Origin of the sequence: Streptomyces sp. NPDC056231, assembly GCF_048270745.1 — a bacterium.
GTDB lineage: Bacteria > Actinomycetota > Actinomycetes > Streptomycetales > Streptomycetaceae > Streptomyces.
This window is the reverse complement of record NZ_JBLVKW010000025.1, coordinates 23673-43639: the sequence shown is the minus strand read 5'-3', so window position 1 is coordinate 43639 and position 19967 is coordinate 23673. Positions and strand designations below refer to the sequence as shown.

At 69.0% G+C, this 19967-nt stretch carries 18 protein-coding genes; 9 read left to right on the top strand and 9 right to left on the bottom strand.

Annotated elements, in window-relative coordinates; all coding sequences use genetic code 11:
• Positions 1-75: 75 nt before the first annotated feature.
• Positions 76-2451 carry a hypothetical protein gene (locus tag ACNPQM_RS20415; protein ID WP_418085142.1) on the bottom strand — a complete coding sequence of 792 codons (2376 nt, stop codon included), beginning with the start codon at positions 2449-2451 and terminating at the stop codon, positions 76-78.
• 196 nt (positions 2452-2647) lie between these two features.
• Between ACNPQM_RS20415 and ACNPQM_RS20410 the strand changes: the two genes are divergently transcribed.
• Positions 2648-3166, top strand: coding sequence for a hypothetical protein (locus ACNPQM_RS20410; RefSeq protein ID WP_358857913.1), 519 nt, complete (start codon positions 2648-2650; stop codon positions 3164-3166).
• An 80-nt stretch (positions 3167-3246) separates the two neighbouring features.
• Here ACNPQM_RS20410 and ACNPQM_RS20405 read toward each other — a convergent pair whose 3' ends face one another.
• From ACNPQM_RS20405 to ACNPQM_RS20395, 3 genes are read right to left on the bottom strand one after another with little or no spacing between them, the layout of a single operon-like run.
• Complete coding sequence (locus ACNPQM_RS20405; protein WP_358857914.1) at positions 3247-3696, bottom strand: DUF3592 domain-containing protein; 450 nt, start codon at positions 3694-3696, stop codon at positions 3247-3249.
• A gap of 20 nt (positions 3697-3716) precedes the next feature.
• Positions 3717-4301, bottom strand: coding sequence for a hypothetical protein (locus ACNPQM_RS20400; protein WP_358857915.1), 585 nt, complete (start codon positions 4299-4301; stop codon positions 3717-3719).
• Between the two features lie 34 nt (positions 4302-4335).
• A complete protein-coding gene (locus ACNPQM_RS20395) occupies positions 4336-6360 on the bottom strand; it encodes a hypothetical protein (RefSeq protein WP_418085141.1) in 2025 nt (674 codons plus the stop codon).
• 399 nt (positions 6361-6759) lie between these two features.
• Here ACNPQM_RS20395 and ACNPQM_RS20390 point away from each other — a divergent pair, with 399 nt between their 5' ends.
• Positions 6760-7155 (top strand): hypothetical protein, encoded by a 396-nt coding sequence (locus ACNPQM_RS20390; protein ID WP_358857917.1) that lies wholly within the window; start codon positions 6760-6762, stop codon positions 7153-7155.
• A 100-nt stretch (positions 7156-7255) separates the two neighbouring features.
• On the opposite strand, the gene ACNPQM_RS20385 is transcribed toward ACNPQM_RS20390, so the two are convergent.
• Positions 7256-7627, bottom strand: a complete 372-nt coding sequence (locus ACNPQM_RS20385) for a DUF192 domain-containing protein (RefSeq protein WP_418085140.1) — start codon at positions 7625-7627, stop codon at positions 7256-7258.
• A gap of 113 nt (positions 7628-7740) precedes the next feature.
• On the opposite strand from ACNPQM_RS20385, the gene ACNPQM_RS20380 reads away from it, so the two are divergent.
• Both ACNPQM_RS20380 and ACNPQM_RS20375 read left to right on the top strand, forming a co-directional pair.
• A complete protein-coding gene (locus tag ACNPQM_RS20380; RefSeq protein WP_418085186.1) occupies positions 7741-8544 on the top strand; it encodes a prepilin peptidase in 804 nt (267 codons plus the stop codon).
• Positions 8545-8792: 248 nt separating this feature from the next.
• Positions 8793-9575, top strand: a complete 783-nt coding sequence (locus ACNPQM_RS20375) for a class I SAM-dependent methyltransferase (RefSeq protein WP_418085139.1) — start codon at positions 8793-8795, stop codon at positions 9573-9575.
• Positions 9576-9581: 6 nt separating this feature from the next.
• Here ACNPQM_RS20375 and ACNPQM_RS20370 read toward each other — a convergent pair whose 3' ends face one another.
• Positions 9582-10736, bottom strand: a complete 1155-nt coding sequence (locus tag ACNPQM_RS20370) for a winged helix DNA-binding domain-containing protein (protein WP_418085138.1) — start codon at positions 10734-10736, stop codon at positions 9582-9584.
• Positions 10737-11130: 394 nt separating this feature from the next.
• Positions 11131-12171: an L-glyceraldehyde 3-phosphate reductase gene (gene mgrA, locus ACNPQM_RS20365; protein ID WP_418085137.1), complete on the bottom strand. Its 1041-nt coding sequence runs from the start codon at positions 12169-12171 to the stop codon at positions 11131-11133.
• A 200-nt stretch (positions 12172-12371) separates the two neighbouring features.
• Here mgrA and ACNPQM_RS20360 point away from each other — a divergent pair, with 200 nt between their 5' ends.
• The 4 genes from ACNPQM_RS20360 (at position 12372) to ACNPQM_RS20345 (ending at position 17639) form a co-directional block, all read left to right on the top strand.
• Entirely contained in the window at positions 12372-13133 is a 762-nt protein-coding gene (locus ACNPQM_RS20360; RefSeq protein ID WP_358857923.1) for an isoprenyl transferase, read from the top strand.
• Between the two features lie 532 nt (positions 13134-13665).
• Positions 13666-14988: a PhoH family protein gene (locus ACNPQM_RS20355; RefSeq protein ID WP_358857924.1), complete on the top strand. Its 1323-nt coding sequence runs from the start codon at positions 13666-13668 to the stop codon at positions 14986-14988.
• 390 nt (positions 14989-15378) lie between these two features.
• The gene (locus tag ACNPQM_RS20350) at positions 15379-16080 is read left to right on the top strand and encodes a lytic transglycosylase domain-containing protein (protein ID WP_358857925.1); all 702 of its coding nucleotides are present in this window, start codon (positions 15379-15381) and stop codon (positions 16078-16080) included.
• 134 nt (positions 16081-16214) lie between these two features.
• Positions 16215-17639: an AI-2E family transporter gene (locus tag ACNPQM_RS20345; protein WP_418085136.1), complete on the top strand. Its 1425-nt coding sequence runs from the start codon at positions 16215-16217 to the stop codon at positions 17637-17639.
• Between the two features lie 67 nt (positions 17640-17706).
• Here ACNPQM_RS20345 and ACNPQM_RS20340 read toward each other — a convergent pair whose 3' ends face one another.
• Both ACNPQM_RS20340 and ACNPQM_RS20335 read right to left on the bottom strand, forming a co-directional pair.
• Complete coding sequence (locus ACNPQM_RS20340; RefSeq protein WP_358857927.1) at positions 17707-18243, bottom strand: alkyl hydroperoxide reductase; 537 nt, start codon at positions 18241-18243, stop codon at positions 17707-17709.
• A 12-nt stretch (positions 18244-18255) separates the two neighbouring features.
• Complete coding sequence (locus ACNPQM_RS20335) at positions 18256-18810, bottom strand: peroxiredoxin (RefSeq protein WP_358857928.1); 555 nt, start codon at positions 18808-18810, stop codon at positions 18256-18258.
• A gap of 131 nt (positions 18811-18941) precedes the next feature.
• Between ACNPQM_RS20335 and ACNPQM_RS20330 the strand changes: the two genes are divergently transcribed.
• Entirely contained in the window at positions 18942-19919 is a 978-nt protein-coding gene (locus ACNPQM_RS20330; RefSeq protein ID WP_358857929.1) for a hydrogen peroxide-inducible genes activator, read from the top strand.
• Positions 19920-19967 lie beyond the last annotated feature (48 nt).

Here is a 19967-nt window from a genome sequence, read left to right as displayed (position 1 = left end):
AACTGCCGTGCCGTGGGGGCGGGGCCTTCGCTGTGAGCGCCCTGGCGTACGGGTGTGGCTGCCAGGGCCTCTCGTTTACTCCGTCTTACGACGGCGCATCCACCAGGTCAGGCCCGCTCCGCCGACGGCGAGTGCCCCGGCGATGGAGGCGATCAGGCCGACGGGGGTGTCGGAGCCGGTGTGGGCGAGGTTGCCGTCCGGGTCCTCGGGGGTGCCGGTGGGGGCGGGAGTGTGACTGCCGGACGGGGCCGGTGCCGGAGTGGTGGGCTGGTGGGTCGGACTGCTGGTGGGCTTGCCCGTGCTGGTCGGCTTCGGGCTCGGGGTTTCGTTCCCGCCGCCGTTGTAGACCTTGCCGGAGCTGGAGCCGCCGAACATGACGGTGTTGCTGTTGCGGTAGGTGACCGTGGTGGTCCTGGAGGTCTTGGTGGTGGTGTCCGTCTTGGGGTGCTGGAGGTTGAACTCCGTCTTGGAGATGTTGCGCTTCGGGGCCTTGGAGAAGTCGACGCCGCCCATGATGCAGGTCTTGTTCTGGCCGTCGACCTGGCAGGGGTAGCTGTAGTCGCCCTGCGTGTAGGACTTCATGTAGTCGTCCCACGTCTGCTTCGGGGTCCAGGCCTTTGCCTTGCCCCGCAGTGGCCAACGAGCCACGTTGTTGCTGTTGATGAGAGGCCGGAAGTCGGTGACGTGGTCCTTGTCCTGGGTGCGGATGTACTCGGCCGCGACGCGGGCGTTGTAGGCGCGGCGCAGGTCGGCGTACGCGCTCCCGCTGTTGACCTTCTCCTCGACGTCGGGGATGACGTACTGCTCGACCAGGCGCTGTGAGGTGTTGATCTGGGCCTCGGTCAGGTCGCACTTGCCGTTGGGGCTGGGGAAGTTGACCTTCTGCGGCTCGGCGTTGACCTTCAGCGGCGCATCCAGGATGTACAGGCCGTTGTCGTCGGCGCGGACCTTGGCGGTCTTGGGGACGATCCACAGCCGGATCTGGTGCCCGCAGGGGATGTTCGCGGCCGCCATGGCATCCCAGTACTGCTTGCCGATGCCGCTGCGGGGGTCCATGTCACGCGCGTAGTCGTGCTTCATCTCCAGGTCGGCCTGGAGCAGAACGCGTCCGGCATCGGTCTTCCCGAACGTCTTGTCCATGATCCTGTCGGGCTGGTCCGGGTTGAGGTTGACCCAGAACTTGTCCGGCGTCAGCGCGAGCCAGGCGAACATCGCATCGGAGGAGAGCTGAAGGCGCTGCTCACCGCCCCAGCCGGGGTTCTTGTCCTCGTCCTCGACCATGTCGGCCTTGAAGGAGTAGTCGAGACCCTTGCCCTTGGCCGGGTTGCCGACGTACTGAAGCTCCAGGGTGGAGAAGTCGATGCCTCCGGGCCGTCCGAAGCCGCCACGCGTGTTGACCTGGTTGTACTGGTGCTGGAGCTTGCGTGCCTGCTCAGGGCTCTTCGCCGAGCGCCACACGTCGTCGTGCAGCGGGCCGTAGGAGCCGACGCGGCGCGGATCGGGGTTGAAGACCTTGTCGTAGCGGGTGTACCTGTTCGGTGTCCAGCGGGCGTGGCCGTTGGCGCGCTGCTCGCGGATGGTGGCCTGGGGCAGGCTCGTGCCGCGTTCGCTCTGGAGCTGCCGGTTCAGGGACGCGTACTGGCGCTTGGTGTTGCCCGTGGTCTCGTCGCCGGTGATCAGGCGGAGCTTGTGGTCGGCGTACTCCTTGTTGCGCAGGATGTGCTTGTCCCAGCGGAGCTGCTCGGCGATGTGCTTGCCGTTGGACTTGAACTCGACGAACTCTTTGGTCTTGGCGTTGTAGGCGTCGTACTTGCGGACCGCCTGCTCGCCGGTCTTGGGGTTGATGACCGCCTTGCCGTCCTTGTCGAAGACCGGCACTTCCTTCTGGCAGATCCAGTCCGGTCCGACGAGCTTGAACTGCTTGACGACACGGGATTCGAAGCCGTCGCCCTTGCGCTGGTTGGCCTCGTTGCCGATGACCCGCTGGTCGAGCCAGAGCCGGAAGTCATTCATCTTCCGGGGGCCGCTGCCGACGAGCTGCTTGTTGAAGCGGGCGTAGATCTCCAGGGCCCGGTACTGCGGGTCACGGGTCTGGCCGTACTTCTTCTTCCACTTCTGGACGTCGTCGTCGGTCTTGCCGGCGGCGTCCAGCTTCGCCTGGTCCGGCGTGGGCATCCCGTCGAAGGCGTGGGAGGGGTTGTCGAAGAAGTAGTCGCCCCAGGTGTCTTCGGGGTTCTGGCTGTAGGGGGTGTTCTTGCCCTGGATGCCGCGGGCCTCGTCCATGTTGTACTTGCGGCCGAGGAACTTCTCATCGCAGCGGATCTTGCCCGGTGCGGCGTCGGCGGTGCTCTGGAAGGCGGGCAGGCCGGTGACGACGAGTCCGGCTGCGGCAGCGGTGGCGAACCAGGCGGCCAGCCGGATTCGTATGCGTGATCGTATGGAGGTACTCAAGTGTCTGTCCCTGTGGGGGGCTCATGGGACACGGAGTTGGACGGTGCGGGCCCCCGTGCTTGCCACCGTCCAGCCCTACACCCTAGAGCCTGATGCGTCGGCTGAGGCAACGGTTTGTCGAGGTGCGGCGTGTCAACTGGCCGGACACGGTGGCCAGTTCACGCCTTGGTCCGGGATTCTGTCTACAGTGGGCGGCATGGCTGACCGCACGGACCATGGCATCGACCCGCAGTCCCACCCCGACCTGTCGGCGTGGCTGGCCGAACGCGCCCGGAGCTTCGACCACTGGGCCGAGGACACCGGCACCCCCGGGACATGGGACTTCTCCCCCCGGTCCTTGGACGTGCTGGAGGACCTCATCCGCAGCCGGTGCGACAGCGACGCGGAGACCCGCACAGCGCGACGCGGCGCATTCCTTCAGGGGGCGTGCTGGTACATCGGGGAAGTGGTGTGCCGCACCCGGGGGGCGGTGTGGAAGTTCGAGCCGTTCGCCGTGAAGGGCGCCGAACTGCCTTCCCTGTTCGGGGAGGCGGATCCGTCAGGGGTCATCGACGACCCCTGTGTGGGGATGCCGGGCGAGGACACGGAGGAGGCCATCTATCCGATGGGCGCCGTGCACGGACTGTTCTGCACCGAGGACGAGCTGGGCAGCCCCATCGCCCAGCACCTCTCGGACGTGCTGGGCGACTTCGACGAGGACGACGACATGGAGTAGCCGGGGCCGCCGCGATCGTCGCCGACGGGGTGGATGCGCGCGCCCACCTGAGGCCGGACGGCCGGTCCGGACTGCTGCTGTCAGAGCCAGCCCCGCATCGCCGCGAACCCGGCCAGCAGCCCCACCGCGAACACCCCCAGCACCACCGTGAACACCGCGGGCATCAGCACCGGACCCCAGGCCCGCGGCCCGGCGACCGTGGCGCGCCTGACCGGGTCCGCCGGATCGTACGAGACCCGGACCGGCGCCCCGACCTCGAAGCCGAAGGGGCCCGGCGCATGGTCGACGAACTCGACCTCGCGGCCGTCGAGCGTGCGGAACGCGAACACGTACTCCGTCGCATAGCTCCGCTCCCGGTCCGCCCCCCGGTCCACGACCCGGCGCTCCGCGCACCGCCCCTCGGCCCGCTCCCCGTGCCGCACCAGGCTCAGCACGCGGCTCAGCCGCAGCGCCGACCGTACGGCGAACGCACCGAGGAACAGGCCGAAAAGCAGCAGGAACGTGGCGGTCCCGCCGGGCAGTACATCCATGAACGCCAGTCCTCCACCCGCTATTTCACGGTGATCGAGTCCACGAACGCGTCGAGGTCCTGAGCGCTCAGAGAGCCCTTCACCGCATTGATCCGGATGGCGAACGGTACGTGCTTCGAATCGACTCCCGCCACCACGACCCCCGTCATCCGGGTGCCGCTCGCCGGGGTCTGCTCCTTGCCGGACGAGGTGAACTCGTAGTCGATCCGACGCGCCTCGCGGGCGCTCTCCTCGCCCGCGAGCCGCACGTCGGTGGTGCCCTTGCGGGTGGCACCGAGGCCGATGCCCGCGCCCGCCGCGGAGGCGGCCTCGCCCGCGTCGTCGATGCCGGTCGCGAAGTCGAGCTGGACCGAGACCATGCCGGTGCGCAGCCCGCCCTCCTCCTTGAGCGCGACGGCCGCGTTGTTCTTGTTGCGGTCGGCGGCGGACTGCTCCTTGTATCCCTTGTTCTCGGGGTAGCCGACGGACACGCTCTTGGTGTCGAGCGTGCCCCAGCCGTCCGGGACGGCGGCGGCGTCCGAAGAGCCGCAGCCGGTGAGCAGGGTGAGACCGAGGGCGGCGGCAACAACCGCGCCGGACGTCCGGGACTTCCTCACTGCCGTCATCGCCTTTCGTTGTGCGGGGTGTTGCGTACGGGGCTCACTTCGCGCAGTAGCTGTACGGGAGGAACGCGCGCTTGTCGCCCTGCGGAGCTCCGAGGAACTGCGCGTCCGTCAGTTGCTCCTTCTTGTGCTCGTCCGAGAGGGAGAATCCGAGGCTCATGCCGAGCGAGACCTCGAAGCCGAACTCCTGGGCGTCCGTCTCGCCGTGGTACTGCATCGTGCTCGACAGACCGTCCTGGAACATCATCTGATCGAACGGGTCGGTTCCGTCGGGCTTCTGCTGAAGCGACTTGTCGCCGAACATGTACTCGAACGGAACGGTGTTGTTGCCGCTGCCGTCCAGCCACTGCTCGGCGATGGCCCGCTTGTCCTCGGTCGCCTTGTCGGTGTCCTTGCCGAAGACGATCGAGTTCGTCTGGACCTCGATGCCCGTGTCGCCGGACGAGTCGGTGGCGCCCGCCTTGCCGCCGCGCTTGTCGCCGTCCTTCTTGCCGTTGTCGCCCTTGGCCTCGCCCTTGTCGGACGTGGAGCCCGTCTCGACCGTCTTCGTCATGTCGATACGGACGATCTTGCCGGTCTTCTGGTCACGGGTGACGGTGACGGCCCCGGTACGGGTGTCCTTCGCCCCGGCCGTACCGGTGAGCGGGCCGGCCGAACCGCCGACCTTGCCCTCCAGTTCGAGCTTGGCGGTGTAGGTGTACGACTCGTTGCCGTTGACGTCGTCCTTCGAGATGGTCACCTCCGGCGAGAACTTGACCTTGCCGCCGAGCTTCGCGCTGAGCTTGGACTCGTCGCCCGCGCTGATGTTGAGACCGCCGTCCGCGTACGCATTGAGGCCGATCGTCGAGTAGGAGATCTTCTTGTTGCCGATCTGCCTCTCGACGTCCTTCTTCTTGTCCGCCCACTTCATCCCCGAGTACCAGTTACCGCCGTAGCCGCCGCTGTACTTCGTGGAGGCCTCCCACATCTTCATTTCCTCGATGTCGTCCCGCATCTTCTTGGCGTCCTCCTCGCTCTTGAAGACCCAGGTGTCACCGTTGGTGATCTTGACGCCGCCGCCGACGTCGACGTCCGCCTTGCCCAGCTTGCCGAGCTTGAAGCCGGGAGTGCTGGCGTTGACGCCGACGGATGCGGCGTCCGTGAACGTCATGTAGACCAGCTTGTCGTTCTCGTCGACCTTGCCGTCCTCGTTCACATCCGTGTTGGCCTGGCTGACCTTCTGCTGGAAGCCGTACTCGTTGCCCCACTCGAACCAGCCGATCTTGACCTTGTCGCCGACCGTTTCGGAGACGCTGGAGATCTGGCAGAGCTTGGGCTCGTAGTCGGCATCCGTCTTCGGCTTCGCGACCGGGTTGTTGCCACCGGTGGTGCACCCCCCGCCGCCACCGAGCGAACTGATCGCACACCGGATCCGCTCGCCGATCTGACCGCCGACACCGGCCATCGCCATCGCGCCGATCATCGTGACGACGAGGATGATCACCCCGAGGTACTCCATGGCGGTGGCACCGCTGTCCCGCCAGGAGTACGAGTTCGGCGTGACGGACTCCGTGCTGTCGTCGTCCTCCAGCAGCCGGTCGACGGCCAGCCCGGCGGCCGAACCGGTGACCAGCACCACGAGCGGCATCAACACGCCCTCGAAACCGACGAGATGCCACGAAACGACGAGGCCGTACGCGAGTCCGGCGACCGGCACACCCAGCGCGGCGGCCAGATGCACCGGGCGGGACTCCCGCTGCTCCTCGGGCAGGACGCGGGCGGCGGCCAGGACGGTGAGCAGGGTGGTGATGACGCTGGGCACATGCAGCAGGCCCAGCCGCCAGGTGAACTCCTCGAGCCGCGCACCCGTGGCGAGGGTCTCCACGAGCCCGCGGCTCACCAGGAAACCGGCGACGATGTAGACGAGGGCGCCGACGGCCCAACTGCGCGTCAGCGGAAAGAACGCACCGCCGCCGCTCCGGCCTGCGCCGTTCCAGCCGGGGCCACCGCCCGGCCGGCCGGGACCCTGCCCCGGCGGTATATGGCCCGTGCTTCCGTGTCCCCAGCCCCCATCACTGCTCACGGCTCTCCCTCTCCGACGCTCATTCGCCCTGCTCGTCCCCCGCTGACCGAACCTCGGGTGTGGCGTGAGCGTACGGGCGAACTAGCCGTATGACCTGGGTCCTTGGCCCCAAACCCGGACCCAAGTGCGCAGCCGCGGCGGCGAATTCGGCGACCTGTGATGCGGGCACGGATCCGGTGGCCGGTTCCGGCGGCCACGGGACCCGCGGAACGACCGTCTCGACGCCGGCGCAACGGCTCCGGCTGGGCCCCGGCATGAGCCCACGGGCCCAAGACGGCCTCGTCGGCCGGTGGCTAGCGTCGCATCCCTGAGGTTCTGAATGTTCCGCCGGCACCCACGTGCGCACAACGACTGCGGGGCCGGGCGGGCTCCCGGAAGGGTGGAAGGGTGACGGCTGGCGTGCAGACGGCGGAACAGCTGATGCTGACCGATGAGGAGTCCCGGCTCCTGCAACAGGGCCTGATCGAGTGGAGCGGCCCCGCGCGGTGCACGGAGGAGTTCGCCGTGGCCATGGGCTTCGACGACGCGGACGACCTGAACCGGCGAGGCGCCCGGATCCGTACGGCACTTGCGGCCAAGGAGCCCCTGGAACCGATGGACTGGGCGCGGGCCCTGCTCGCGACGGAACTGGCGTTCGCCAGCGAGGTGGTCGGCTCGGGATACCAATGGTCCACGACCACCGGCTGGTCCGACGACACGACGGTGAAGGTCCTGCGCTCCACCCAGCTGAAACTGATCCGCACGGTGACCCCGCTCGTCGGCCGCGGCCTGGGCACCCGCCGCCCGGTCTCCTGAGCCGTGCCCCTCACCCGTCGCGACCGCCCGGACCCGGCCCGGCGGGGCGGCGCAGCAGATCTCCCACCCCTCATGTGCCGGTCGGTCTCAAGTCCCCGCGTCAGGAGGTCTGGACGACCCGCACCCGGGCTCCCGGCCGCAGCCCCCACTTCTCCATCGCCCCGGCCTCCGACTCGATCACGTGCCGCGACCGCAGCCGCACCATCCCGAGCCGCCCCGGCTTCATCGTGTGGACCGCCACCACGTTGAACTTCCGGTCCAGGTACGCCACATCGATCGCGAACCGCATCCGGAAGGTGTGCACACTCCCGCACGGGGTGATCATCAGCGCCCCGTCGATCCCGTCCTGACCGAGCAGCCCCTTGGACCGCGCCCGGTACGAGGCGGCGATCCGCAGCGGCACCTCCTGCTCCGGCCCGCCCTCGCGGTCCGTGACCGTCAACGTCCCGTATCCATTGCGCCATTGACCCATGGCCACGAAGGTAGCGCCCGGTGACCGCCGCTGGGCCCGGAACCGCACGCAGTGGGCCCCTGGACCCATGACCCGTGCGCGTCCACCGGCCTAGGGTCGGTTCCGTGTTCGCCATGTTGCTGGGGGTCGCCGCGCTCTGGGGCGCCGCGACCGGACTGCTGGTCCCTCGCGCTGCCTACCGGTTCTCGGTCGAACCGGACGATGCATGGCGGGACACCTGCCCCGCCGGCCACCCTTTCAGCGGGGTGGCCCGCGGCTGGCTCGGTTCTCCCCGGTGCGCTGCGTGTGCCGGGGTACGGACGGCTTTGCGGGCGGCGGCGGTTGCCGCTTCCGTGCCGGATACGGGCAGTGGTGAAGCCGGGAGAACGGCTGAGCGTTACGCCCCCTCCCTCCTCGCCCCGGCCGTGACCGCCCTCGGCTGCACCGTCCTGGCCGCGGCCACCGGACTCCGCCCCGAGCTCGTCGTCTGGCTGCTGCTCGCCCCCGTCGCCGTGCTTCTCGCCACCATCGACCGCCGCGTCCACCGGCTGCCCGACCAGCTGACGCTGCCGCTCGCCGGGGCGGCCGCGCTGCTCCTGGGCGGCGCGGCGCTGCTTCCGGAGCATGCCGGATCGTGGACCTCCGCACTGCTCGGCGGGCTCGCGCTCGGAGGCTTCTACTTCATGCTCTTCTTGATCAACCCGAACGGGATGGGCTTCGGCGATGTCAAGCTCGCCGTGTCGCTGGGCGTGGCCCTCGGCTGGTACGGGTGGGCGATCGTCTGCGCGGGAGGCTTCGCCGGGTTCGTGTTCGGTTCGGTGTACGGGTTCGGGCTGATGATCCTGCGACGGGCCGGTCGCAAGACGGGCATCCCGTTCGGGCCGTTCATGATCGGGGGCGCCCTGCTCGGGCTCCTGCTGGGCGGTCTCGCCGTCTAAGACCGACCAGTAATCCCTGGTGGTTCAGCGCGCGGCGTCGGATGCGGTGCACCGCAAGGCGGAGGGGCGTCCTCATACTGGGTGCATTCGGGCGTTCCGACAACGCAGCGAGATCGCACAGCTGTCGTCGTGCGCCCGCCAGGGATTACGGGACAGCCCTCAACCTGCCGTACCGCTCACGGACCGCCGGGAACGGTGGACCCGGAATCCGGTCGCGGCCGCGGGCGCACCGGTGACACCATCGCCGTATGCCTGGAACACCCGAAGAGGAACGCGCACGCTTCGACGCACTCGTGGCCGAGGCCGCCGCCGTCTCCGTCGACGGCTGGGACTTCTCCTGGCTCGACGGTCGGGCCACCGAACAACGCCCCTCCTGGGGCTATGCGCAAGCCATGGGGGAGCGGCTGGGCCGGGCCCACGCCGCCCTGGACATCCAGACCGGCGGCGGCGAGGTCCTCGCCTCCGCCCCGAAGCTTCCTCCGCTCACCGCCGCCACCGAATCCTGGCCGCCGAACATCGCCCGGGCCACCGCCCGCCTGCATCCGCTCGGCGTCGTCGTGGTCGCCGATGCGGACGAGCCGCCGCTGCCGTTCGGGGACGCCGCCTTCGACCTGGTGACCAGCCGTCACCCGGTGACCACCTGGTGGACGGAGATCGCACGCGTCCTGCGGCCCGGCGGCACATACTTCTCGCAGCAGGTCGGTCCGGCGAGCGTTTTCGAACTCGTCGAGTACTTCCTCGGTCCGCAGCCGCCCGAGGTGCGCGGCGCCCGCGACCCGCAACGGGCCGGCGCCGAGGCCGAGGCGGCCGGGCTGGAGGTCGTCGATCTGCGGCTGGAGACGCTGCGTACCGAGTTCTTCGACATCGGCGCCGTCGTCTACTTCCTGCGGAAGGTGATCTGGATGGTGCCCGGCTTCACAGTCGAGCAGTACCGGCCGCAGCTGGCCGCCCTGCACCACCTCATCGAGACCGAGGGGCCGTTCGTCGCGCACACCACCCGCTTCCTGATCGAGGCCCGCAAGCCGGGGTAGGCGGTCCTACGCGTGCGGCCCCACCGTCACCTTCCCGACCGTCAGCTCCGTCTTCCCTCCCAGCACCGTCCCCACCCGCTCCACCTGTTCCTCCAGCTCCCGCAGCTGTACAGCGGTGAGCGGGGACAGCGGCTCCACGGTCACCGCGATCCGGCGACCCGAGCGGCGCTGGTGCCAGACCCCGGCGACGGTTCCGTCGATCAGCAGCAAGGGGAAGTTCCCCGCCTGACCGCGTGCCAGCGCGCGCTCGTACGCCGCGCCCGGGAAGAGCCGCTCGCGCGGTTGGGACGCGATGGCGAACGCATCGAAATAGGGGAGCATCCGCACCCCGCGCGCCGGTCCGGCGGGGAATCCGGTGTCGCCCGCCACCAGCCACGCCGTACCGCCGCTCTCGTACGCCACCTCTTCGATCGCCCCGTTCCCGGCCAGTTCCGCGAAGAGGGACACGGCCCACGTGGTCGGCGCTGCGAGCCATCTGGCGAAGTGCGCAGGGGTGGCGGGGCCGTACGCGTACAGATAGCGCCGCACGAGTCCGGCGAGCGCCGTCGGACCGTCGAGCGCGACGGCGCCCGGGTTGGTGTACGTGACCTTGCGGCCGCGGTCCGGGGCGAAGCACAGCACACCGCGGTGGCCCGCCAGATGCATCACCTGCCGCCAGCGCGGCCACAGCCCCTGGAACGCGGGTATCACCGGGTCCCCGGCCCATGGACCCGTGCGGGCGACCACCGCGTCGGACAGCTCGTCGATCGTCAGCTCGGTGCCCGTCAGCGCGTCGCCGATCGCCGCCAGGACCTCCTCGGTCTGCCCGGGACTCATCCGGACGTCCTCCCGGAGCGGACCGGCCCCGGTGGGAACTTGGGACAACGCGCCGGTCCACATCGGTAATTCGGCCGCAGGCAGCAGATGTACGGTGCCGCGCGGCCCGTACGTCCTGACCAGGGTGCGGTCGGTCCACAGTGCGGTGCGTACGTCGGCACACGTACCGCCCGTCAGCCGCAGCCCGACGGACAGCTCGGCGGCGGACCGCACCTGTGCGTGTGCGGCAAGCATCGCCGCCACGGCGTCCGCGGGGGAGGCAGCCAAGGGGGCGGAGAGGCCCTGGCGCTCGATCCGGCGGGCGTTCGCCCCGGTCCAGGTCACGGTTGCTGCTCGGGTCGTCATGATGCGGAATCTAGCGGCCCATCAGGTCAGAGGCTGTCCCATATTCGCCCCATGGCCTCTGTGAGACACCCAGCTGTGGTCCTGATCGGCGCGACGGTGCTGGTCCTGGCTCCGGCTGCGTGAAGCCGGAGGGCGGTCGCCGACCCCCTGGCGGGGGGCCGGCGTCAGGCGGACGCCTCCGGCAGCCCACCTGCCTCATCCGCTTCATCCACCTCATCCGCCCCCGGGCGCCGTGCTCGGACCGGAGTCCCACGAATTCGGAGAGTAATTGTCGAGTGGCGTGGCACGCAGCATCACTTACGAAGGGTTATGGTGGAAACCCCCCCTCGGGCCGGTCCGTATCCCCCCCACGGACCGGCCCGTTTTTTGTACCCGTCCGGCGAAGACCGGACTCTCAGCCCCGGCCGGCCCAGATGTTGGTGCCGGCGGTGTCCACGGCGAAGGTGTCGATCTCCTTCAGCTCATCGGCCGACAGGGCCGGCGCGGCGAGCGCCGCGACGTTCTCCTCCAGCTGCTTCACGCTCGAAGCGCCGATCAGGGCCGACGTCATCCGGCTGTCCCGCAGCACCCAGGTGAGTGCCAGCTGAGCGAGTGACTGGCCGCGCCGCTGCGCGATGTCGTTCAGCCCGTTCAGCCGGCGGATCACCTCGTCCGAGAGCAGATCCGGGTCGAGGGACTTGCCCTGGGTGGCGCGTGAACCCTCCGGGATGCCCTTCAGGTACTTGTTCGTGAGCAGCCCCTGGGCGAGCGGCACGAAGGAGATGCAGCCCATGCCGGCCTCCTCCAGCGTGTCGAGCAGTCCGTCGTCCTCGGTCCAGCGGTTGATCATCGAGTAGGACGGCTGGTGGATCAGGGCCGGCACGTCCATCTCCCTGAGCAGCGCGGCCGCCTCGGCGGTCTGCTCCGAGTTGTACGAGGAGACGCCCACGTACAGCGCCTTGCCCTGCTGCACGGCGGAGGCCAGCGCACCCATGGTCTCCTCGAGCGGAGTGTCCGGGTCGAAGCGGTGCGAATAGAAGATGTCGACGTAGTCGAGCTGCATCCGCTTCAGTGAGGCGTCGAGCGACGACAGCAGATACTTGCGGGAGCCCCATTCGCCGTACGGGCCGGGGTGCATCTCGTACCCGGCCTTGGTCGAAATAATCAGTTCGTCACGGTACGGGGCGAAGTCCTGCTGGAAGAGCTTGCCGAAGTTGAGCTCGGCGGAGCCGGGCGGCGGCCCGTAGTTGTTGGCCAGGTCGAAGTGGGTCACGCCGAGGTCGAAGGCGCGGCGCAGAATCGCCCGCTGGGAGTCCAGGGTGCGGTCGTCGCCGAAGTTGTGCCACAGGCCGAGCGAGACGGCGGGGAGCTTGAGGCCACTGCGGCCGGTGCGGCGGTACTCCATGGAGTCGTAGCGCGAACCGGCGGCTCGGTAGGAGAAAGAAGAATCAGTCACGTTTCCCTCCTTATCACGGACTTGTGACAGGCCGGGTTGGGCCGGTGCGGTGCCTGCGCAGTAATGTGGCGGCCTCGGGGACTGTCACGGCACGGCGGAGCTACGGACTCTGCGGACCGGTGCGCCGATCCCCTCGGGGTCGACCCCGGACCCCGGGCAATGGGGCGGGAGGGCCCGCACGGAACCGAGAGGTGAACTCAGTGAACTTGCGCGACCTGGTGTACGGGCTCTACGCACGCCGGGTGGAGGCCCGCCTCGACCACGCCCAGGTGCCCAAGCACATCGGTGTCATCCTCGACGGCAACCGGCGCTGGGCGAAGGCGTCCGGCGGCACGGCCGCGCAGGGGCACCAGGCGGGTGCGGACAAGATCCAGGAGCTTCTCGGCTGGTGCAGTGAGACCGATGTCGAGGTCGTCACCCTGTGGCTGCTGTCCACGGACAACTTCGACCGGCCCGAGTCCGAGCTGACGCCGCTCCTCGGCATCATCGAGAACACGGTTCGTGACCTGGCGGCGGACGGCCGGTGGCGCGTCCACCACGTCGGCACCCTCGACCTGCTGCCCGCGCACACGCAGACCGTCCTCAAGGAGGCCGAGCAGGCCACGTCCGGGGTCGACGGAATACTGGTCAATGTCGCCGTCGGCTACGGCGGTCGGCAGGAGATCGCGGACGCGGTCCGGTCGCTGCTGCTCGACCACTCGTCCAAGGGGACGTCCTTCGAGGACCTGGCGGAGATCGTCTCCACCGACCTGATCTCGGAACACCTCTACACGCGGGGGCAGCCGGACCCGGACCTGGTGATCCGCACGAGCGGCGAACAGCGGCTGTCCGGCTTCATGCTCTGGCAGAGCGCGCACTCCGAGTACTACTTCTGCGAAGTCTTCTGGCCGGCGTTCCGCAAGGTCGACTTCCTCCGCGCGCTGCGCGACTACGCCGCCCGAGGCCGCCGCTTCGGCGGCTGACGCCGTCCGTCTCCGCCACGGAACCCCTCGGCCGGGTGGGCCCGGACCCGCGTGCCCGGGGTCGTCACTTGCCGCCCCCGACGGCACCGGTCCCGTCGTCCATCGCCGGACGGGCTCGAAGGCCCGGCCGGGGCCCGCGTGTCGGGGCGGGTCCGAAGAACAGCCTGTCCGGCGTTCGAGGACGGAGCCCCTCGGCCGGGCGGGCCGGGACCCGCGTGCCCGGGGCGCCCTTGGTCATCACTCCCGGGTCACCCACGCCCCCGGCGCGGCATGGCTTCGCGTGTTCGAGGGAATACCCCTGACAGGTCGACGTCCGGTCAAAACCAGGCGGATGTCGTGTCCAAGTGAGCGGCATGGAGTCCGCTCGCCCGGGAGGCCCTTTGCACACGAAGGACCGTACATACTGTGCGGCTGACGCGGAGGGCCGTCGCTCGGCCCGTGCAAGAGGGTCACAGCCCGGTCCGTCCTCTCCCTTTGGGATGCTCCGCGACGCCGTCGCACCCCAACCTCGTCCGAGGGGGTACGTCCTTCCGTGGTGACCAGCACAAAGCGCCGCATGCCCGACAGGCGCACCTATGTTCTCGACACCAGCGTCCTGCTGGCCGATCCGAACGCCATGGCCCGGTTCGACGAGCACGAAGTTGTGCTCCCGATCGTCGTGGTCACGGAACTGGAGGCCAAACGCCACCATCCAGAGCTCGGTTACTTCGCCCGGCAGGCCCTGCGTCTGCTGGACGACTTCCGGGTCCGGTACGGCCGGCTGGATGCCCCGATTCCGCTCGGGGATCTCGGCGGGACGCTGCGCGTCGAACTCAACCATTCCGACCCCGGCGTACTGCCCGCCGGCTACCGGTTGGGGGACAACGACTCACGGATTCTCGCAGTCGCGCGCAATCTCCAGGCCGAGGGATACGACGTCACGGTCGTCTCCAAGGATCTGCCGCTGCGCATCAAGGCATCCTCGGTCGGCCTCCTCGCGGAGGAGTACCGCGCCGAGCTCGCCGTCACCGACTCCGGCTGGACGGGTATGTCGGAAATGCCCCTCTCTGCCGAACAGGTGGATCTGCTCTTCGGTGAGGAGACGCTCTACGTCCCCGAGGCCGCCGACCTGCCCGTGCACACCGGACTGGTCCTGCAGTCCGAGCGCGGCAAGGCGCTCGGCCGGATCACCGCCGACGGCAATGTGCGCCTCGTCCGCGGCGACCGGGAGGCCTTCGGGATCCATGGCCGCAGCGCCGAGCAGCGCATCGCGCTCGATCTGCTGCTCGACCAGGACGTCGGCATCGTGTCGCTGGGCGGCCGGGCCGGAACCGGCAAGTCGGCGCTCGCGCTCTGCGCCGGCCTGGAAGCCGTCCTGGAGCGGAGGCAGCATCAGAAGGTGATGGTCTTCCGGCCGCTGTATGCAGTCGGTGGCCAGGAGCTCGGCTATCTCCCCGGCACCGAGGCCGAGAAGATGAGCCCGTGGGCGCAGGCCGTCTTCGACACGCTCTCGGCGGTCGCCGGGCGCGAGGTGATCGAGGAGGTGCTGGGGCGCGGGATGCTGGAGGTTCTGCCGCTCACCCACATCCGGGGCCGCTCGCTCCACGACGCGTTCGTGATCGTCGACGAGGCGCAGTCGCTCGAACGGAACGTCCTGCTGACCGTTCTGTCTCGAATCGGGGCAAATTCCCGAGTGGTGCTCACGCATGACGTGGCGCAGCGGGACAACCTCCGGGTCGGCCGGTACGACGGAGTCGTCGCCGTGGTCGAGAAGCTGAAGGGCCATCCGCTCTTCGCGCATGTCACGCTCACCCGTTCCGAGCGTTCGCAGATCGCCGCACTGGTGACCGAAATGCTGGAGGAAGGCCAGATCTGACACGGGATACGACCATTGGTGCCGCCCGGCGAGCCGAAAAGTTTAGCCGGGCGGCATCGTGCTGCGGCACCCTTTTCGTAAAACACGTGAGCCAAACGGGGTGTGAGCTTTCACACGCAACGGAGAATTGCTTCGCGGCGGCCCGTTCCGGCAGAGTCTTGCTTCCGTCAGGCCCCGCATACGGCACACCCGCACCTCCAGAGGTGCCACGCACCAGACAACTCAACAATCGCCGTCCGTATGCCGCCCGCGAGCACCACGCGGCACTCCTCCAGGGGAGTCGCCCACCGGGCCCGTGCCTCCCGTGACCCAAGCAGTAGGGAGGCCAGCGCCAGGGGCACGATTGCGTCCGCGAGGTCACCTAAGCGGGCGATGCTGGAAGGACACCGTGTGAGCCGGATCTCGGTCCGGGGGTTCGCCGTGGCATCTGCCACTGCGGTCACCACCGTCGGCGCCGTCGTAGGCGTTGCATCGGGCAGCACTCCTGCTGCCGACGACAACAACTTCGAGGCGACCGCAGCCGACACGACGCTTCTCGCCGACATCCCTGCGGGCCAGCAGGCCCAGGTGCAGACCGCCTCGCTGACGCAGCAGGCGGACGCCCAGGCGTCCGCGGCCGACGCGGCAGCGAAGAAGTCCGCGGAAGAATCGGCCCGCATCCAGGCCGCCAAGGACGCCGAGTCGAAGAAGCAGGCGGCCGAGGACAAGCTGGCGAAGGAGCGGCAGGCCAAGAAGGACGCCGAGCGTGCCAGCCGGTCCGCGGTGCGTTCCGCATCCGCCTTCGCCACGCAGAGCTCGTACACCGTGGCCGAAGTCCAGGCGATGGCTCGCCAGATGATCCCCGGCGACCAGTACCAGTGCTTCAGCAACATCGTGAACCACGAGTCGACCTGGAACTACCGGGCGACCAACGCGTCCTCCGGTGCGTACGGTCTCGTCCAGGCGCTCCCCGGTTCCAAGATGGCGAGCGCCGGCGCCGACTGGCAGACCAACCCGGCCACCCAGATCAAGTGGGGCCTCAACTACATGAACGGCCGTTACGGCTCCCCGTGCGGTGCCTGGTCCTTCTGGCAGGCCAACCACTGGTACTAGAACCTTCCGAGGTTCCGGTCTCAACCTTACGAAGCCCCTCACCGTCCTACGGTGAGGGGCTTCGCGCGTGTACCGTCGTCCGGACAGCTCCGGGGGGAGTGGTGGGGAGAGAACTCGGGGGTAGAGAAACACTCATGTCGAAACTGCCAGGATGGCTCGGGCGGCTGGGCGCCGAACTGACCGAGCTGGGCGACCGCCTGGAGGAACGCCGCGCCGCGGCGGAGGCCGAGGGGGACGTCGAGGGATACAGGGACGCGCAGGCCGAATTCCCGGTCGCGGTCGTCGCCGCGGTGTCCACCTCCGAAGAACAGTCCACCGCCCCCGGCCGGGTCCCGGCGCCGCCCGCCTACGCACCCGCGGTCGCCGCCCGCCCCGATCCGGTCGCGGCGATCCCCTGGGGGATGCGCGTCGCGGCCGAGGCCGGCTGGCGGCTGCTCGTCCTCGCGGGCACGCTCTGGGTGCTGATGAAGGCCATCAGCGCCATACAGCTGGTGGTGCTGGCGTTCGTCGCCGCGCTGCTCGTCACCGCGATGCTGCAGCCGACCGTCTCCCGGCTGCGGCGGTACGGGCTGCCGAGGGGTCTCGCCACCGCCGTCACCGCGATACTGGGCTTCGTCATCATGGGCCTGGTCGGCTGGTTCGTGGTCTGGCAGGTCATGGACAACCTCGACACTCTCTCCGACAAGGTGCGGGACGGTATCGAGGAGCTGAAGCGATGGCTGCTCGACAGCCCGTTCCATGTCACCGAGCAGCAGATCAACGATGTCGCGAAGAATCTCAGCGACACCATCGGCACCAACACCGAGGAGATAACCTCCGCCGGACTCCAGGGCGTCACCGTGATGGTGGAGCTCCTCACCGGGATGCTGCTGGCGATGTTCTCGACGCTCTTCCTGCTGTACGACGGGAAGCGCATCTGGCACTGGGTGCTGAAGCTGGTGCCCGCGCAGGCGCGGCCGGGTGTCGCAGGCGCCGGGCCACGTGCCTGGCGGACGCTGACCGCCTATGTGCGGGGCACGGTGCTGGTCGCCCTGATCGACGCGATCTTCATCGGGCTCGGCATCTGGTTCCTCGATGTGCCGATGGCGGTGCCGCTCGCCGTCTTCATCTTCCTCTTCGCCTTCATCCCGCTCGTCGGCGCGGTGATCTCCGGAGCGCTCGCGGTGGTCGTCGCGCTGGTCACCGAGGGCGTGTTCACCGCCCTGATGGTGCTGGTCGTGGTGCTGGCCGTGCAGCAGATCGAAGGCCATGTGCTGCAGCCGTTCATCCTCGGCCGCGCGGTACGCGTCCACCCGCTCGCCGTCGTCCTCTCGGTCGCCGCCGGCGGCATGATCGCGGGCATCGGCGGTGCGGTCGTCGCGGTGCCGCTGGTCGCCGTCACCAACACGGTGGTCGGCTATCTGCGGGCGTACGGGGAGGAGCAGGTGCTGCAGTACGCACCGCAGCCGCGCGGCACCTCGGCCGACGGCGTCGCCCCCACCCGGGCGCCGGGACCGCCGCCCAAGGGCCACGGCGACGGCGAAGCCGATAGGGAAGCGGCGCAGCCGGCGACGGAGTAGGGGAAAAGAAGGGCCCCGAGGACGGTCGGTCGTCCTCGGGGCCCTTCTCGTATCAGGGGTGCTGCTGTTACTGCTCGGCGAGCACGGCCTCGGCGTCGAGAGTGACGCCGACCGCCTGGATCACCGAGGCGATCTTGACGGCTTCCTGAATGGTCTCACGGTCCACGCCGGCCTTGCGCAGCACCTGCTCGTGGGAGTCCAGGCACTGGCCGCAGCCGTTGATCGCGGAGACGGCGAGCGACCACAGTTCGAAGTCGACCTTCTCCACGCCCGGCTTGCCGATGACGTTCATCCGCAGACCCGCACGGAGCGTCCCGTACTCGGGGTCCGACAGCAGGTGCCGGGTCCGGTAGAAGACGTTGTTCATCGCCATGACGGCCGCCGCCGACTTCGCCGCGGTGTACGCCTCGGCGGAGAGGTTGGCCTTGGCCTCCGGCTCCAGCTCGCGCAGCACCTTCGGCGAGCGCGAGGCGATCGCGCAGGCGAGGACGGTGCCCCACAGCTGCTGCTGCGGGAGCTCGCTGTTCCCGATGACCGAACCGAGGTTCAGCTTCAGGTCCTTGGCGAAGTCCGGAACAGCGGCCTTCAGTTCGTCGAGTGCCATGTCGGTGTCAGCTCACTCGCCGGCGAGGAGCGCGACTGGGTCCAGGGTGCTCTCGCCCTTGGTCCAGTTGCACGGGCACAGCTCGTCGGTCTGCAGGGCGTCGAGGACCCGGAGGACCTCCTTGGGGTTACGGCCCACGGAACCGGCGGTCACCATCGTGAACTGGATCTCGTTGTTCTGGTCGACGATGAAGACGGCGCGCTGAGCGAAGCCGTCCTCGCCCTCGATGCCGAGGTCACGCATGAGCTCGTGCTTCGAGTCGGCCATCATCGGGAAGGGCAGGTCGGTCAGGTCCGGGTGGTCCTTGCGCCAGGCGTGGTGCACGAACTCGGAGTCACCGGAGAAGCCGAGGATCTGGGCGTCACGGTCGGCGAACTCGTCGTTCAGCTTGCCGAAGGCGGCGATCTCGGTGGGACACACGAAGGTGAAGTCCTTCGGCCACGCGAAGACGATCTTCCACTTGCCCTCGTAGGTCTTGTGGTTGATCTGCTCGAACTCCTTGCCGCTCTCCAGCGAAACACAAGCAGTCAGGTCGAACTCGGGGAACTTGTCACCGACAGTGAGCACGCGCTCTCCTTGCAGCGTAGGAATTCCCAGGTGCGGGAGTTCCTGAGGGTTGGACGGTGTCCACCATGACACAGAGGGCATTGATCGCGGAAATAGCTACAATTGGTTGTGATGATCGGAGGTGCCTATCAGTGGCGCAGAGTAACCAGGGCAATCGCCCCAAACAGCCCAGCCTGTCGCAGCTGCGCGCCTTCGCGGCCGTGGCCGAACATCTGCACTTCAGGGATGCGGCGGCAGCGATCGGGATGAGTCAGCCCGCGCTCTCCGGATCCGTGTCCGCGCTGGAGGAGACGCTCGGTGTCCAGCTCATCGAGCGTACGACGCGCAAGGTGCTGCTCTCGCCCGCCGGGGAACGGCTCGCGGTGCGGGCCCGGGTGGTGCTGGAGGCCGTGGGCGAGCTGATGGAAGAGGCCGAGGCGGTCCGGGCGCCGTTCACCGGAGTGCTCAGACTCGGTGTGATCCCGACCGTCGCCCCGTATCTGCTGCCGGCCGTGCTGCGACTGGTCCACGACCGCTACCCGGAGCTCGACCTCCAGGTGCACGAGGAACAGACCTCGTCGCTGCTGGAGGGGCTGGCGGCCGGACGGCTGGACCTGCTGCTGCTCGCCGTACCTCTCGGGGTGCCACAGGTGACCGAACTCCCGCTTTTCGACGAGGACTTCGTGCTGGTCATGGAGCGCAGCCACTGGCTGGGCGGGCGCATCGACATTCCGCGCGAGGCGCTGCGCGAACTGCCGTTGCTGCTGCTCGACGAGGGGCACTGCCTGCGCGACCAGGCCCTCGACATCTGCCGGGAGGCGGGCCGTACGGAGGGGGCGCCGGTCACCACGACCGCCGCCGGGCTCTCCACGCTGGTGCAGCTGGTCGCGGGCGGACTCGGGGTGACACTGCTGCCGCGTACCGCCGTGACCGTCGAGACCGCCCGCAACGACGCGCTGACCACTGGGTACTTCGCGGAGCCCGCGCCGTCGCGGCGGGTGGCGCTGGGCATGCGGACAGGGGCGGCCCGGCAGGGCGAGTTCGAGGAGTTCGCCGCCGCGTTGCGTGAGGCGATGCGGGTGCTGCCGGTACGGGTGACGACGGGCGCCCAGGAAACGGCGGGCCCCTAGGGCGTGTTTCGAAAGTAGCGTCGTCCGCCCCTAGGGCGGGCCAGACGC

Excerpts from the sequence above, each read along its gene's own strand:
- ACNPQM_RS20375 (WP_418085139.1), top strand. The coding sequence starts at position 8,793 with ATGCCTGGAACACCCGAAGAGGAACGCGCACGCTTCGACGCACTCGTG.
- ACNPQM_RS20340 (WP_358857927.1), bottom strand. The coding sequence starts at position 18,243 with ATGGCACTCGACGAACTGAAGGCCGCTGTTCCGGACTTCGCCAAGGAC.
- ACNPQM_RS20410 (WP_358857913.1), top strand. The coding sequence starts at position 2,648 with ATGGCTGACCGCACGGACCATGGCATCGACCCGCAGTCCCACCCCGAC.
- ACNPQM_RS20380 (WP_418085186.1), top strand. The coding sequence starts at position 7,741 with ATGTTGCTGGGGGTCGCCGCGCTCTGGGGCGCCGCGACCGGACTGCTG.
- ACNPQM_RS20345 (WP_418085136.1), top strand. The coding sequence starts at position 16,215 with ATGTCGAAACTGCCAGGATGGCTCGGGCGGCTGGGCGCCGAACTGACC.
- ACNPQM_RS20405 (WP_358857914.1), bottom strand. The coding sequence starts at position 3,696 with ATGGATGTACTGCCCGGCGGGACCGCCACGTTCCTGCTGCTTTTCGGC.
- ACNPQM_RS20400 (WP_358857915.1), bottom strand. The coding sequence starts at position 4,301 with ATGACGGCAGTGAGGAAGTCCCGGACGTCCGGCGCGGTTGTTGCCGCC.
- ACNPQM_RS20385 (WP_418085140.1), bottom strand. The coding sequence starts at position 7,627 with ATGGGTCAATGGCGCAATGGATACGGGACGTTGACGGTCACGGACCGC.
- ACNPQM_RS20370 (WP_418085138.1), bottom strand. The coding sequence starts at position 10,736 with ATGACGACCCGAGCAGCAACCGTGACCTGGACCGGGGCGAACGCCCGC.